Here is a 14,190-nt window from a genome sequence, read left to right on the forward strand (position 1 = left end):
ACACCGGTCAGAGACTGGCCAGGAGCCCGTCCAGCGGCGCCGGCACCCGGCCCGCGTCGAGGGCCTCCACCAGGAGGGTGCCGTAGCGGATCTTGCGGCCCTTCTTCGTCCCGAGGAAGCGCTGCAGCTGCTGCTCCCGGGGCCGGCCGTGCTGTGCGGGCTGGCTGAGGAAGGTCTGCCAGGGGCGCATGTCGCCCTCCGCCTCGATGATCTCCTGGACCTTCGCCGGGCCAAGCGCGCGGATGAGCTCGTCCTCCAGGTCCGCCACGCAGACGAAGAAGTCCTGGTCAGGCGCGCCGGCCCGGCGGAGACCGCGCTCGTAGAAGCCCCGCTCGCGTCTGTCGCACAGGCCGGTCAGGCGCAGGTCGAGACCGGGCGGTCCGAGCAGTTCGGCGTAGCGGGCGACGCTCATCGCCCCGCCCATCGACACCACGCACACGCCCTCCGCGGCGAGGTCCCGGCCGTGCCGCGCGGCCAGCGTCTCGACGGCCGCGAAGTCGCTCGGCCCTTCCAGGAGCACCGCCGTCCGCAGCCCCAGGGCCACGGCCAGCTCCCGTGCCGTGTCGCCGCCGTGATCGTCGAACGCCCAGCGGCCCATCTCTTCCTGGAACGCCCTCATGTCTGCCATGGGGCGAGTCTGCACGGCCACGCACCCGTACGGCACCGGAATATCGGGCCCTCAGTCGTTCACGGCCGTCAGCAGCACCACCGCGTCCTCTAGCGCCGTCAGCCCGTGCCGCTCCTTGGGGATCATCCGCAGCGTGCCGGAACGCAGCTCCTCCGTCCACCCGGCCGCCGTCAGGTTCACCCGGCCCCGCAGCACCAGGAGGCTCGCGGCAGGCGGCGCGTTGTGCTCGTCGAGCGACGTGCCCGACGTCAGGGCGATGACGGTCTGCCGCAGCACCCCGTCATGCATCACCAGGTGGGCGCTGCGCCCGTGCGCGGCCGTGCGGGCCGCGGCCAGGTGCTCGTCGGCGAGGGCGGTGAGGTCCAGCATCATGACTCTCCCTGCGGGATGCGCGGACGGATACCCCCAGCCTCCCGTGTGACGTCCCGGACGCAACTCGGGGCCGCGGGTCGCGCGCGGACCACCACGAGCCCGCCGAGGGCGACGCACGCTCCCGCGGCGAGCAGCGCGGCCGTCCAGCCGTGCGCCGCGTACAGCCAGGTCCCGGCGAGCGAGCCGAGGGCCCCGCCGCCGAACGTGGCCAGCATGAAGACCGTGTTCACCCGGGCCGCCACCGCCCGGCCGATCCCGAAGATCCGCGCCTGACTGGCCACCTGGCAGGAGCTGACCCCCACCACCAGCAGGTTCGCCCCGGCCACGAGGGCCACGGGGGAGTACGGGGCGAGCCCGGCCGCCGCGAGGCCGAGCCCCGCGCAGACCAGCCCGCCGGCGTTCACCGCCGAGGCCCCGTACCGGTCGGCCAGCGACCCGGCCGCCGCCGAGAGCAGCGCCGCCGGCAGGGTCAGCACCCCGAAGAGCCCCGCGGCCCCCGGCCCGTACCCGAGCGGCGGGGCCGCCAGGTGGAAGGCGAGCACGGACCAGAAGACGCTGAACGCGGCGAAGACGCACGCCCCGAGCAGCGCCGAGATCCGCAGCTCCCGATGGACCACGAGAAGCCGGGGAAGCCCGGCCAGGAGCCCGGCGTACGAGGTGTCTCCCCGCGACCCCAGCCGTTCGGGCAGCCGGCGGGGAAGGACGAGGAGGAGCGCCGCCGTCGTCACGGCCGCCACCAGGTAGGCGACCCGCCAGCTGCCGCTCGCGTCGGTCACCGCGCCCGAGACCGTACGGGACAGGGTCGAGCCCAGCGTCAGGCCCAGGCCCACCAGACCCACGACCCGGCCCTGCCGCCCGGGCCCCGCGAGCACCGCCGCCACCGGGGTGAGGATCTGCGGCAGCACCGTCGTGGTGGAGAGCGCGAGGGTCGCGAGCGCCAGGGTGACCACGTCGGGCGCCGCCGCGGCGACGACCAGGGCGGCACTGGTCAGGGCGAGCAGCACCGAGGTGAGGCGGCGCAGCCGCGCGGAGTCGGCGAGCGGCACGAGCAGCAGGATGCCGAGGGCGTACCCGATCTGGGCGGCCGAGGCGAGGAGACCCGCCGTCCGCTCCGACACGTCGAGGCCGTGCGCCACGGCGGCGAGCAGCGGCTGCGGGAAGTAGATGTTGGCGACGGTGACCGCCCCCGCCACGGCGAGGAGCAGGACGTTCACGGGCCCGGCGGGGGTGGCGGGGGCGAGGGGGCGTGGGACCACGGAGGGCCTTCCGTACGGGGGAGGGGGTGGTCTCCAGGCTCCCGGCCGCCACCCCGGCCGATCAAGCTGTCATCATGAAACCGGCGTTGAGCCACACTCAACGATCAGCGGACGTGGAGGGAAGGGGCCGGTGCTCGAACGGTACGAACTGGAGGCGTTCCTGACCCTCGCCGAGGAACTCCACTTCGGGCGCACCGCCGTGCGCCTCGGCGTCTCCACCGGCCGGATCAGCCAGACCGTCAAGAAGCTGGAGCGCCGCTTCGGCACCCCGCTCTTCGCCCGCACCAGCCGCAGCGTCCGGCTCACCCCCGTCGGCCACGCCCTCTACGAGGACCTGCTGCCCGCGTACCGGCAGATCAGGGCCGCTCTCGAACGCGCCACCGCAGCGGGGCGCGGAGTCCATGGCCGGCTGCGCGTCGGCTTCGGCACCCCGTGGGGCGGCGAAGTGCTCACGGCCGCCGCCGACGCCCTGCTCGCCTCGCACCCCGACTGCGAGATCACCGTCCGTGAGGTCCCCCTCGACGGCGGGGTCCGTCCCCTCCGGGACGGCACGCTCGACGTCCAGTGCGCCACCTTCCCCGTCCACGAGCCGGACCTCACCACCGGCCCCGTCGTCGTCACCGACGAACGGGTCCTGCTGCTGCCCGCCGGACACCCGCTGGCCCGCCGCGATGCCCTCGGCCCGGAGGACCTCGCGGGCCTCGACCTCATCGCACCCGGCGGAGCCGTACCCCGCTACTGGACCGACCACCACTACCCGCGCAGCACCCCGTCCGGCGCCCCCGTCGGCCGCGGGCCGGTCGCCGCCACCTGGCAGGAGGTCCTCTCCCATGTGACCGCAGGCCGGGGCGCCTCCCCCGGAGCGGCCCGCGGGGCCCGCTACCACCCCCGGCCCGGCATCGCCTACGTGCCGCTCCACGGCGTCCCGCCCCTCGCCTACGGCCTCGTGTGGCCCACCGGCGCCGACTCCGCCCTGCTCAGGGCCTTCGTGGCGACGGTCGAAGGTCTCGCTACCGGACGACCAGAGCGCCCGTCAGATGGTCGTACGCCACATGCGCGTGGAGACGGACACCGGTGACGAGGGTGTCGTCGTCGGCGTAGAAATGCGGGTTGTGGTTGGTGACGAGGCCGCGTCCGCCCTCCACCGGGACCGGTCGTCCCGAGGCGTCGAGCGTGGCGTCCTGGACGCCGAGCATCACGTACAGACCGCCGAACCGGCCGATGAACTCGGAGACGTCGTCGTAGCCGAGCGTCGCACCCGTCTCCCCCACGCGTTCCCGGCCGGCCACCCGGCGGAAGGTCGGCAGCGCGGCCTCCACCCACGGCCCGCTGTTGTGCACGGGCGGCACGGACTGGAGGTACTCCACCGTGGCCGTCGCGCCGTACGCCGCCGCCGAGTGCTCGGCCAGCGTGGTCAGACGGCGCGTGACCTCGGCCATGTCGGACTCCACGGCGCAGCGGACCGTGCCCCACAGGGTCACCGTCTGGCCGATGATGTTGAACCGGCCCACGTCCTCGACGTGCCCGATCGTCACCGTGACCGGGTCGAAGGCCGAGACCTGCCGGTACAGCTGGCCGATGCCGGTGAGGACCGCGCCGGCCGCGGGCATCGGGTCGACGCCCTCCCAGGGCGTGGAGCCGTGCACCTGCTTTCCGGTGACGACGATACGGACGAGGGTGGACGCCCCGTACTGGTTGCCGATCCTGTATCCCACGTACCCCTTCGGATACGGCGTCACATGCATGCCGAAGGCCATCGTCGGCACCGGTCCGGCGAACGCGCCCGCCTCGACCATGGCCCGCGCCCCGCCCTCCTCCGTCACCGGCGGGCCCTCCTCGGCGGGCTGGAAGACGAAGAGGACCGTGCCGGGAAGCCGCTCACGGACACCCGCGAGGACCGTCGCCGCACCCATCAGCATCGCCGTGTGGCAGTCGTGCCCGCAGGCGTGCGACACGGGGAACGGGCCGCCCGGGTAGTCGGCGTCCACCGTCTCGGAGGCGAAGTCCGTCCCGCACAGGTCCTTCACCGGCAGCGCGTCCATGTCCGCCCGCAGCGCCACGACCCGCCCGCCGTCCGCCGCCGAACCACGCAGGACGCCCACGACGCCGTGCCCCGCGATGCCCGTACGGACCTCGTCGAGGCCGAGGGAGCGCAGATGGTCCGCCACCAGACGGGCCGTGTTCACCTCCCGGTTGGACAGCTCCGGATGCCGGTGCAGATGGCGCCGCCAGGCCACCACCTGCTCGGCCGCGCCGGCCGCCCGCTTGTCCAGTTCCTCGTGGATCGCCTCGCTGCCCAAGGGGACTCCCTCTCGTACCGGCTGACGCCGCGGCCGGGAACCGTGCGGGAACAGCCTGCCACCCCGGGCGTGACGAGGCACGGTGCGGACACCTACCGTGAGGTCAGTCGGTCGGGCCGACGGGTGCACTGCTGCGCCCGTGGTCGCGACCGCTCAGCTCGGCGTCGAGGGTCGCCTGGGCCACGCGCATGGCCTCGGCGTACACCGGGTCCTTGAGCCGCCGCCACATCTCGTCCTCGGCGACTTCCTCGACCCGGCTCGCCACCCACCAGATGTTGCCGAAGGGATCCCGGACCCGCCCGCCGCGCTGCCCGAAGGCGTCGTCGGCCAACGGGGTGACGACGTGGGCGCCCGCCGCGACGGACCGGTCGAAGGCCTCGTCCGCGTCGGCGACGAACACGCGCAGCAGACTCGGCAGGACCGGCCAGTCCGCGCGCCGGTCGAAGGCCAGTACGACGGTGTCGCCGACCCGGATCTCGCCGTGCCCGATCGCGCCGTCCTCGGTGGCGACCCGCGCGAGCTCCTCGCCGCCGAACGCCTGGGCGACGAAGTCGAGGAAGGCTCCCGTGTCGTCGGTGACGACCCAGGGTGCGATGGTCGTGTAGCCCTTCGGGGCGGTGCCGCTCTGCTCGGACATGGTGATCCCTCCGTCGATGTGACCCTCGGTGCCGGACAGGAATGACGCTAGGCGTGAAGTAGGCCAGATCCTGTCCGACATGAAGGAACCCCGGAGGTTTCCGTCGGACCGGTCAGGCCGGTGTGCTCACCGCGTCCGGGCCGCTGCGCGCGATGATCGCCGCCGTGTCCACGCCCGCCGACAGCGTCCCGAAGGCGAGACCCCGGTCCCCGTCCAGGCGTGAGGCGCAGAACGCGTCCGCGATCGCCGGGTGGCCGTGCCGGACGAGCAGCGAACCCTGGAGGACCAGGGCGAGGCGCTCGACGAGCCGCCGTGCCCCGTACGCCACCGCCTCCGGGTCACCGAGCCCCGCGAGGTCCTTGCGGAGGCCCGCGACCGCCGCGTCGAGACGCCGGTCGGCGCCCGCGCCCCGGTCGACCTCCGCGAAGTACGCCTCCACCGCCTCCGGCTGACGGACCATCGCCCGCAGCACGTCGAGGGCGGCGACGTTCCCCGAGCCCTCCCAGATCGACGGCAGCGGCGACTCCCGGTAGAGCCTCGGCAGGCCCGAGTCCTCGACGTAGCCGTTGCCGCCGAGGCATTCGAGCGCCTCGGCCGCGTGCGCGGGCGCCCGCTTGCACACCCAGTACTTGGTGACCGCGAGCCCGAGCCGCCGCAGCTGCTCCTCCTCCGCGTCACCGCGCGCCGCCCGGTCCACCGCGCCGGCCAGCCGCAGCGACGCGACCGTCGCGGCCTCCGCCTCCACCGCCAGGTCCGCGAGCACGTTCCGCATCAGCGGCTGGTCCACGAGCCGCGCCCCGAACGCCTCGCGGTGCGTGGCGTGGTGCACGGCCTGCACGAGCCCGAGCCGCATGCCGGAGGCCGAGCTGATGGCGCAGTCGAGCCGCGTCATGTTGACCATCCGGATGATGGTCGCCACCCCGCGCCCCTCCTCGCCGACCAGCGTGCCGAGGGCGCCCTCGTACTCGATCTCGGAGGAGGCGTTGGACCGGTTGCCCAGCTTGTCCTTGAGGCGCTGGAGCCGGATCGCGTTGCGGGTGCCGTCGGACAGCACCCGGGGCACCAGGAAGCAGGACAGGCCGCTGGGAGCCTGCGCGAGGGTGAGGAAGACGTCCGACATCGGAGCCGAGGTGAACCACTTGTGGCCGGTCAGCGCGTACTGCCCGGGCTCGCCCGTCGGCACCGCACGCGTCGTGTTCGCCCGGACGTCCGAGCCGCCCTGCTTCTCGGTCATCGACATCCCGGCGATGAGCCCGCGCTTCTCCGTCGGCACCCGCAGCCCGAAGTCGTACGAGGAGGACGTCAGCAGGGGCTCGTACACCTCGGCGAGCTCCGGCTGGACCCGCAGCGCGGGCACCGCCGCGTAGGTCATGGAGACCGGGCACAGGTGCCCGGCGTCGGCCTGCCCCCACACGAACACCTTGGCCGCGCGGGCCACGTGCGCGCCCGGCCGCTCGTCGCGCCAGGGGGCACCGTGCAGCCCGTGCCGGACGGCCGTGTCCATCAGCTCGTGCCAGTACGGATGGAACTCGACCTCGTCGATCCGGTGCCCGTACCGGTCGTGGGTGTGCAGCACGGGGGAGTGGCGCTCGGCGAGCCGCCCCCACTCCTGCGCCTCCTCGCCTCCCGCCTTCGCCCCGAGCTCGCGGACCTCGGCCTCGGCCCAGCCCGCGCCCTCCCGGCGCAGCGCCTCCAGGAGCGCGGGGTCGGCGGAGACGTCGTAACCGGTCAGCGGCGGTACCTGGTTGGTGACCTCATGCGTGGTCGGCATCGGGAACTCCCAGAGCTCTCAGGGTGAACGTGACGAGTGCGGGTACGGTCTCGGGCCCCACGGACCCCTCCGCCAGCGGTCCGACGAGCGCCTCCGCGCCCGCCCCGACGAGCGCCGAGGCCGTCAGGACCGCGTCCTGCGGCGGCAGCTCGCCCGAGCGCACGCCCTCCTGGACGCGCGCGGCGAACACGTCCCGGAACGCGCGCCGGAACACGAGCCGCTCCGCGTCCACGGCCGGGTCGACCGGTTCGGCGAGCAGCGCGTAGGCCAGGCGCGGCGACTTCAGGGCCCGTTGGGCGAAGGTCTCGATCACGGCGACCACCCGCTCGGCCGCCGATCGGTGCCCGGCCTGCCCGGCCGCCTCGGAGACGGCCGCGACCTCCCGGCTCACCACCGTCCTGAACAGCTCGACGGAGAGTTCGGCCTTGCTCGGGAAGTGGCGGTACACGCTGCCCGTGGCGATTCCGGCGCGCGCGGCGACGGCGGCCATCGTGCAGCCCGCGTACCCCTGCTCGGCGAGCAGCCCGAGGGCCGCGTCGACGACCGAGACGCGCTGGGCGTCGAGCCGGGCCTGGACGGCGGGGGTGCGTCGGTAGGGCATGGAAGGAGTGAAGCAGTGATTCACTGCTTCATCAAGAGGCCGGACGGTGGCGCCCGCCCTCTTGGTGCCGAGAAATCAGCCGCCGGTCAGATCGCGGAGCGCGAAGTCGTCCGGCAGCGGGGTGCCGAGCTCGTCGAGGGCCGAGACGAGCTTCTTCTCCTCGTACGTGAAGTGCGACTCCACCAGCGCGACGAGACCGTCCAGCTCGCCGCGCACCCGCTGTACCTCCACCGGGCCCGGAACGGTGCACGCCCCTTCCCGGAGCGGGAAGGGGCGTGCGCCGGAGCGAGGGGCTGCTCAGCCGGTGAAGACCTCGGTCAGGGACCAGAGCGCGAGGCCCGCCATGCAGACGCCGCCGATGCGCTGCACGACCTTGAGGGGGACGCGCTTGGCGATGAAGCGGCCGGCGACCAGGGCGAGGGCGGAGACCGTCGTCAGGGCGGCGAAGGAACCGATCGCCGTCGACCAGGTGCCGTTGGTGGCGGCCAGGTTGGCAGTGGTGATCTGGGTCAGGTCGCCCCACTCGCTGATGAAGACGGCCATGAACGCGGTCGAGAAGACGGGCCAGAAGCCGCTGACCGTCCGGCCGCCCTCGTCGGCCTCGTCGTCGCCCCCGCCGCGCAGCAGCATGAACGCGCCGAAGCCGAACATCAGGGCCGAGACCAGCTTGACGGTCCAGCCCGGGAGCAGCCCGAGCAGGCTGCCGGCGCCCACCGCGATGGCGACGTGGGCCAGGAAGGCGGTGGAGGTGCCGATCCACACGTACAGCGGACGCATGCGCGTGCCCATGGCGAGGGACGCGAACATCGTCTTGTCGGGAAGCTCGGCGAGGAAGATCAGCCCGAAGGCGGTGAGGATCGCCAAGGGGTCGAGGTGCATACCGGGGCTCTCTGCTCGGTCCGGGCCCCGCGGCTCCGCACGACACCTCGGTGGGCGACGGGAGGACCACTCGGCCCGGCATGACGGACCACGCCCACGGGAACGCGGACGTGGCTGTTGCCTGGCCGAAGGTCTCGCCCGTCCGCGTCATACGCGGACCCGGTCACCGGGAACCCGGGGGTTCCAGTGTGTCGACGACCGGTTCGCAGGGCTACTCCCCTTCGCTGTCGCCCAGTGTAACGGATCAGGGCGCGCGATCGGGTAGACACTGTCTACTCGATCTTGGTAGACAGTGTCTATGTCCCTGCACGAGAACACTCCCGACGACACGCACGAGGACGGACTGCGCGTCCGGCTCGTCCGGGTCGGCGTCGAACTGGTCAACGCCGAAGGCGCCCAGGCCCTCTCCCTGCGCGAGATCGCCCGCCGCGCCGGCGTCTCCCACGGCGCCCCACGGCGGTACTTCCCGACCCACCTCGACCTGCTGTCCGCCATCGCCCGCCAGGGCTTCGCCGAACTCGCCGCGCGCGTCGCCGAGGAGGACCCCGAAGGGGCCCCGACGCGCGAGCGGATCGAGGTGCTCGCCCGGGTCTACCTCGACTACGCCGAGAACCGGCGCGGCATGTACGAGCTGATGTTCCGGCACGACCTCCTCGAGAGCGGCCGGCTCGGGCTGCGCGAGACCAGCCTGCCGCTCTTCGCCCACCTCACCGGGCTCGTCGCCCGAGCCCGCCCGGCGGCCGACCCCGCCGTCCTGGCCGGCGCCCTCTGGGCCAACCTGCACGGCATCGCCCAGCTCTGGCACTGGGGCAGCCTCCGTCTCGCCACCGGCGGCGACGACCCCGGCCCCCTCCTGTCCGCCGCGCTCGCAGCCCACCTGGGGGACACCGCCCTGTGAACCGCACCCTCGCCTGCAGCGTCGTCGGCGCCGCCGTCGTCGCCCTCGACGGTACGGTCCTGACCGTCGCCCAGCCCGCCCTCCAGCGCGATCTGCACGCCGACGTCGGCCAGGTGCAGTGGACCAGCACCGGCTACCTGCTCGCCGTCGCGAGCCTCCTCGTCCTCGCGGGCCGCCTCGGCGACCGGTACGGCCACCGCCGGGTCTTCGCCGTCGGCGCCCTCGGCTTCGCCGCCGCCTCCGCCGGAATCGCCCTGGCGCCCGGCATCGGCGCCGTGATCGCCCTGCGCGTGCTCCAGGGCGTCTGCGGGGCGCTCCTCCAGCCCGCCACCCTCGGCATGCTGCGCACGGCCTTCCCGCCCGAGCGGCTCGCGACCCCGATCGCCGTACGCACCGCCGCCATCGGCCTCGCCGCCGCGACCGGCCCCGTCATCGGCGGGGCACTGGTCTCCTCGTACGGCTGGCGCGCGGTCTTCCTCCTCGGAGTACCCCCGACCCTGGCGATCGGCCTGCTGGCCCTGACGGCGAAGGACCCCCACCCGGCACACACGCCCGAACACCCGGCGTCTGGCCCGGCTGTGCGGGGTCCTGCGGGCGCCCTGACCTCGCCGAACCACCGACCGGCGGACACCGCGCACCGACCGGCGCCGAGCCTCGTCGCCCTGGACGCGCCGGACCACCGTCCGGTGGACTCCCTCGACCGCCCGGCGTCCCGCCCGCCTGTGCTCGCGCCGCGTGGCGCCTTCGACGCGCCGGACCACCCCCCGGCGGATTCCCCCGCCCGCCCGGCGTCCCGCCCCGCCCGGATCGATCCGCTCGGCGCCCTCCTGCTCGCCGCCGCGCTCGGGCTGCTCGTTCACGGGCTCGACCAGGCGTCCCGCCCCGGTGGTGGCGGGATCGCCCTGCTCGCCTGTGGCGCGGCCCTCGGTGCCGGGGTGGCCTTCGCGCGGCACGAGCGGCGGGCCGTGGACCCCCTGCTGCCCCCGGCGCTGCTCCGGAGCGTGCCGGTCGTCGCGGGGCTCGCCGTGCTCCTCGCGGCCTCCGCCGCCCTCTCCGGCGCCCTCTTCGTGGTCACGTACTTCCTCCAGGACGTCCAGAGGCTCGACCCCCTCGCCTGCGCGCTGCGCGTCCTCCCCCTCGCCGCCCTCATGATCCTCGGCACGCCGCTCTGCCCGCCGCTCCAGCGCCGCTTCGGGCCCCGGCGCACCGCGACCGCCGGGGCCGCGCTGCTCACGCTCGGGGTCACGCTGCTCTCCCGGCTCGACGCGACGGCCGGCGCGGCCGCCGTCGGCGGCGCGTCCGCGCTCATCGGCGCCGGGTTCGTCACGCTCATGGTCACCGCGACCTCCGTCGTCGTGCACCGCGCCCCCGAGGCCCACGCCGGCGTCGCCGGCGGCCTCCAGCAGACCGCGATGAACGTCGGCCCGGCGCTCGGCGTCGCCACCGCGACCCTGCTCCTCGCCCTCGTCCCGGACGGCGGCTTCGTACCGGCCCGGGGCGCCGCCCTCCCCGTCCTGGCGGCGATCGCCGCACTCGCCCTCCCCGCCGCACTCGCCCTCCCCGGTGGGACACGCCCGGAGCCCGCGGCACCCCGGCCCCGCCGACGGCCCTGCGTACGATCATGAGATGCCCGCAGCCGGTCACCGCCCTCCTCCCGGCACGGCGACGCGCACCCAGTTCAACCTCGGTCGCGCCCTGCCCTTCCTGGTCCTGGCCCTGGCGGTCCTCGCCGACCTGCTCACCCCGGACCGGGAGCGCTTCGACCGGATCCTCGTCGCCGCGCCCGCGCTCGCCGCCGTCACGTGGAGCGTGCGCGGGACCATCGGCATCGGACTGCTCGCCATGGCCGCCCGCGTGCTCCTCAACCCCACCAGGGACGTGTCGTCCCCCTCCGAGCTCCTCGCCAGCGAAGCCGTCATCGCCGCCGTCACCGGCGTCGCGGCCTGGGTCAGCCGGGTCAGGACCCGCTACGAGCAGGACCTGCGGGAGGTCACCGCCGTCGCCGAGGTCGTCCAGCGGGTCGTGCTGCGCCCACTGCCCGAGCGCCTCGGCCGCTTCGACCTGCATCTGCTGTACGTCGCGGCCGCGGCCAAGGCGAGGATCGGCGGCGACTTCTACGAGGCCGTCAGAATCCCCGGCGCGGTGCGCGTCATGCTCGGCGACGTCCAGGGCAAGGGCCTCGGCGCCGTCGAGACCGCCTCCGTCCTGCTCGGCTCCTTCCGCGCCGCCGTCAACGAGGCCCGCGACCTCGCGGACCTCGCGGACCGGCTCGACGAGGGCCTCGCCCGCTACGGCGCCTGGGACCCGGACTCCGACGCCGCCGAACGCTTCGCCACCGTCGTCCTGGTGGAGCTCCCCGACGGCCGTGACGTCGTACGGCTCCTCAGTTGCGGCCACCCCGCCCCGCTGCTCCAGCGCGCGACGGGCGTCGAGCCCGTGCACTTCGCCGACCCCTCCCTGCCGGTCAACCTCGCGGGCCTCGCCGACAACCACCACCGGATCGAGGAGGTGCCCTTCGGCCCGGGCGACCGGCTGCTCCTCTACACCGACGGCGTCAGCGAGACCCGCGACCGGGCCGGCACCTTCTACCCGCTGGAGCTGCGCCTGGGCGGCTGGGCCCGGAAACCGGCCGCGGAGCTTCCCGCGCTCCTCCACAGCGACCTCGCCGACTACGGGGCGGACGGACTCGACGACGACGTGGCGGCCGTCCTCGTGGTCCGCCCGCCCGAAAGCCAGTGACGAGGCCGTGCCCCGCACGGTCGCGCGTCGGCCCTGACCTTCCAAACCACCCGCCCGGGGCGGCTTGTGTCGTTGACGCCCGGTTGCGCGTCCTGTGCGCCGTTCGTGCGCTCTGGTCGCTCCGTTCCCGGTACGTGAGGCTTGCGACCATCCGCAGCGCGGACCGCCAGCAGCCCAGTCGAGAGGAACGGGTGCACGTGCCCCAGGCCAATCCCTTCGCCAACGGATCGTCCGAAGAATTCCCCGGCTTCCCGGGCATCACGGCGGGCCTCACCGCGGCCGAGGCCTCCCGCCTCACCGGCCGCGGCCTCTGGGCCGCCGACGGCACCGTCGACCCCGACGTCGTCCGGCTCGGCCAGACCCTCACCACCGCGCTCCTGAACGGCACCGGCGAAGGACCCGCGGCCCTGCTCCCCGCCGAACTCGCCGCGCACGTCGACGAGGTACGGAACCTCGCCCTGCCCTCGTACCACCGCATCGAGGCCATGGACGGCATCCGGCTCTCCGCCCTCAGCCTCCGGCAGCTCGGCCCCGGCCCCCACCCGCTGGTGGTCGTCCCGGCCGGCTGGACCCCCTTCGGCTGGCCGCTCTTCCTCCGGGCGTACCTCGACCTCGCCCGCAGGGGCTACCACGTCCTCGCCTACACGCCCCGCGGCCTCGGCATCCCCGGACTGCCCTCCACCTCCGAGGGCTTCGTCGACGTCGCCGGACCCCACGACTGGGCCGACGGCTCCGCCGTCATCGACTTCGCGACCGATCACCTCGCCCCGAGCGCGATCGGCTTCCTCGGCGAGTCCTACGGCTCCGGCATCAGCCAGCTCGTCGCCGCCCACGACGACCGCGTGACCGCCGTCGTCGGCCTCAGCACGTGGGGGAACCTCGCCACCAGCCTCTACGACCACGGCACCCGCCACCTCGCGGCCGTGAAGGCCCTCCTGGCGCTCACCGGCGGCCCGGTGGAGACCAAGTTCGACGAGCGGAACCGGGAGATCCTCACCGACTTCCTCGCCGACCGGAACCTCGACCGGGTCGTCGAGTGGGGCCGGCTGCGCGCCCCCGAGTCGTACCTCCACCTCACCAACGACAACGAGACCCCGACCTTCTTCTCGAACACCTGGCACGAGGGCCTCTTCGCCGTCAACCAGCTCCTGCGGACCTTCGAGGGCCTCGACGTCCCCAAGCGGCTCAACCTCTGGATCGGCGACCACGCCGCCCCCGAGGGACCGGGACTCATCGGCTCGGAGCCCGGCGAGGCCGACCTGCCCCTGGCCGAGGCGTACGCCTGGCTCGACCACCACCTCAAGGGCGAGCGCAACGGGGTGGAGGACTGGGAACAGGTCTGCAACCAGGTCATGTTCACCTATGTCACGGAACCCGTCCTGGACCCGGGCACGGGCGAGCCGACCGGCGAGCACCGCATCGTCGAGGAGGCCCGCCGGGAGAGCCGCGCCGACTGGAGCCGGGTCACCACCGGCGTCGAGGTCCTCGGCCTCACCGGCGACGGCGCGGGCGGCACCGACGGCCGGCTCCTGCCCGCGGGCGAGACGTCGGCGCCCTCGGAGGTCACCGGCTGGCGCCGCGCGTTCCTCGCGGGCGTGGACACCGAGGCCACCGTCATGGACGCCCTCATGAAGACGGGCCAGGCGGAGTGGGCCGGCAACCCCAAGGCCTACGACACCCGCAAGATCGACCGCCGGCACGCCGTCGTCTGGACCACCACCCCGTTCACGGCCTCGTGCATCGCCCCGGGAGGCGAGGGCACGGCCGGCCGCCGGATCCGCGGCGTGCCGCGCCTGCGCCTCACGGTCCGCTCCACGGCCGCCTCCGCCTGCCTCGTCGCCCACCTCTTCGACGTCGCCGAGGACGGCACCGCCCGGATCATCACCCACGAACCGCTCAACGTGTACGGGCTGACGCCCGACCAGGACCGCACCATGACCTGGCGGCTCCAGGCCGCCGCGTACGACATCGCCGCGGGACACCGTCTGATGCTGGTCGTCGACAGCAAGGACCCGCTGTACGGCGACGCCTCCGTCACCTGGACGCAGACCGTCGTCAGCTCCCCGGAGGGGGCCCCGGCGTTCCTGGAACTGCCGCTGGGGTGAGGGC

General features: G+C 74.2%; 14 protein-coding genes. 5 read left to right on the forward strand and 9 right to left on the reverse strand.

Going from position 1 to position 14,190, the window contains the following annotated elements:
• Positions 1-7: 7 nt before the first annotated feature.
• From ACZ7HT_RS06060 to ACZ7HT_RS06070, 3 genes are read right to left on the reverse strand one after another with little or no spacing between them, the layout of a single operon-like run.
• Complete coding sequence (locus ACZ7HT_RS06060; protein ID WP_471160380.1) at positions 8-628, reverse strand: TOPRIM nucleotidyl transferase/hydrolase domain-containing protein; 621 nt, start codon at positions 626-628, stop codon at positions 8-10.
• A 51-nt stretch (positions 629-679) separates the two neighbouring features.
• On the reverse strand, positions 680-997 hold the full coding sequence (locus ACZ7HT_RS06065) for a cupin domain-containing protein (protein WP_471161099.1): 318 nt from the start codon (positions 995-997) through the stop codon (positions 680-682).
• Positions 997-2,256, reverse strand: a complete 1,260-nt coding sequence (locus ACZ7HT_RS06070) for an MFS transporter (protein ID WP_471160383.1) — start codon at positions 2,254-2,256, stop codon at positions 997-999. Before ACZ7HT_RS06070 ends, ACZ7HT_RS06065 begins: the two co-directional genes overlap by 1 nt.
• Positions 2,257-2,386: 130 nt before the next feature.
• Between ACZ7HT_RS06070 and ACZ7HT_RS06075 the strand changes: the two genes are divergently transcribed.
• Entirely contained in the window at positions 2,387-3,334 is a 948-nt protein-coding gene (locus ACZ7HT_RS06075; protein ID WP_471160386.1) for a LysR family transcriptional regulator, read from the forward strand.
• Here the strand turns inward: ACZ7HT_RS06075 and ACZ7HT_RS06080 are convergent.
• The 6 genes from ACZ7HT_RS06080 to ACZ7HT_RS06105 form a co-directional block, all read right to left on the reverse strand.
• Positions 3,267-4,556, reverse strand: coding sequence for a M20 metallopeptidase family protein (locus ACZ7HT_RS06080; protein WP_471160389.1), 1,290 nt, complete (start codon positions 4,554-4,556; stop codon positions 3,267-3,269). The genes ACZ7HT_RS06075 and ACZ7HT_RS06080 overlap by 68 nt on opposite strands.
• A 103-nt stretch (positions 4,557-4,659) precedes the next feature.
• The gene (locus ACZ7HT_RS06085; protein WP_471160392.1) at positions 4,660-5,193 is read right to left on the reverse strand and encodes a VOC family protein; all 534 of its coding nucleotides are present in this window, start codon (positions 5,191-5,193) and stop codon (positions 4,660-4,662) included.
• A 112-nt stretch (positions 5,194-5,305) separates the two neighbouring features.
• Positions 5,306-6,964, reverse strand: a complete 1,659-nt coding sequence (locus tag ACZ7HT_RS06090) for an acyl-CoA dehydrogenase family protein (protein ID WP_471160394.1) — start codon at positions 6,962-6,964, stop codon at positions 5,306-5,308.
• Positions 6,948-7,565, reverse strand: a complete 618-nt coding sequence (locus ACZ7HT_RS06095) for a TetR/AcrR family transcriptional regulator (protein ID WP_471160397.1) — start codon at positions 7,563-7,565, stop codon at positions 6,948-6,950. The genes ACZ7HT_RS06090 and ACZ7HT_RS06095 overlap by 17 nt, the downstream gene beginning before the upstream one ends.
• Positions 7,566-7,640: 75 nt before the next feature.
• Positions 7,641-7,796, reverse strand: coding sequence for a hypothetical protein (locus ACZ7HT_RS06100; protein WP_471160399.1), 156 nt, complete (start codon positions 7,794-7,796; stop codon positions 7,641-7,643).
• A 66-nt stretch (positions 7,797-7,862) separates the two neighbouring features.
• Positions 7,863-8,444: a TMEM165/GDT1 family protein gene (locus ACZ7HT_RS06105; RefSeq protein ID WP_471160402.1), complete on the reverse strand. Its 582-nt coding sequence runs from the start codon at positions 8,442-8,444 to the stop codon at positions 7,863-7,865.
• Between the two features lie 298 nt (positions 8,445-8,742).
• Between ACZ7HT_RS06105 and ACZ7HT_RS06110 the strand changes: the two genes are divergently transcribed.
• The 4 genes from ACZ7HT_RS06110 to ACZ7HT_RS06125 all read left to right on the forward strand — a co-directional run bounded on the left by ACZ7HT_RS06110 (position 8,743) and on the right by ACZ7HT_RS06125 (position 14,186).
• Entirely contained in the window at positions 8,743-9,342 is a 600-nt protein-coding gene (locus ACZ7HT_RS06110) for a TetR/AcrR family transcriptional regulator (protein ID WP_471160405.1), read from the forward strand.
• Positions 9,339-10,967 (forward strand): MFS transporter, encoded by a 1,629-nt coding sequence (locus ACZ7HT_RS06115; RefSeq protein ID WP_471160408.1) that lies wholly within the window; start codon positions 9,339-9,341, stop codon positions 10,965-10,967. The genes ACZ7HT_RS06110 and ACZ7HT_RS06115 overlap by 4 nt, the downstream gene beginning before the upstream one ends.
• Before the next feature lies 1 nt (position 10,968).
• Positions 10,969-12,081, forward strand: coding sequence for a PP2C family protein-serine/threonine phosphatase (locus ACZ7HT_RS06120; protein WP_471160411.1), 1,113 nt, complete (start codon positions 10,969-10,971; stop codon positions 12,079-12,081).
• Positions 12,082-12,278: 197 nt separating this feature from the next.
• A complete protein-coding gene (locus ACZ7HT_RS06125; protein WP_471160414.1) occupies positions 12,279-14,186 on the forward strand; it encodes a CocE/NonD family hydrolase C-terminal non-catalytic domain-containing protein in 1,908 nt (635 codons plus the stop codon).
• Positions 14,187-14,190: the final 4 nt, after the last annotated feature.

The sequence above is a fragment of the Streptomyces sp. NPDC037410 genome (assembly GCF_055602235.1).

Coding starts and splice junctions, on each gene's coding strand:
- ACZ7HT_RS06120 (WP_471160411.1), top strand. CDS start 10,969: ATGCCCGCAGCCGGTCACCGCCCTCCTCCCGGCACGGCGACGCGCACC.
- ACZ7HT_RS06110 (WP_471160405.1), top strand. CDS start 8,743: ATGTCCCTGCACGAGAACACTCCCGACGACACGCACGAGGACGGACTG.
- ACZ7HT_RS06085 (WP_471160392.1), bottom strand. CDS start 5,193: ATGTCCGAGCAGAGCGGCACCGCCCCGAAGGGCTACACGACCATCGCA.
- ACZ7HT_RS06090 (WP_471160394.1), bottom strand. CDS start 6,964: ATGCCGACCACGCATGAGGTCACCAACCAGGTACCGCCGCTGACCGGT.
- ACZ7HT_RS06095 (WP_471160397.1), bottom strand. CDS start 7,565: ATGCCCTACCGACGCACCCCCGCCGTCCAGGCCCGGCTCGACGCCCAG.
- ACZ7HT_RS06105 (WP_471160402.1), bottom strand. CDS start 8,444: ATGCACCTCGACCCCTTGGCGATCCTCACCGCCTTCGGGCTGATCTTC.
- ACZ7HT_RS06060 (WP_471160380.1), bottom strand. CDS start 628: ATGGCAGACATGAGGGCGTTCCAGGAAGAGATGGGCCGCTGGGCGTTC.
- ACZ7HT_RS06065 (WP_471161099.1), bottom strand. CDS start 997: ATGCTGGACCTCACCGCCCTCGCCGACGAGCACCTGGCCGCGGCCCGC.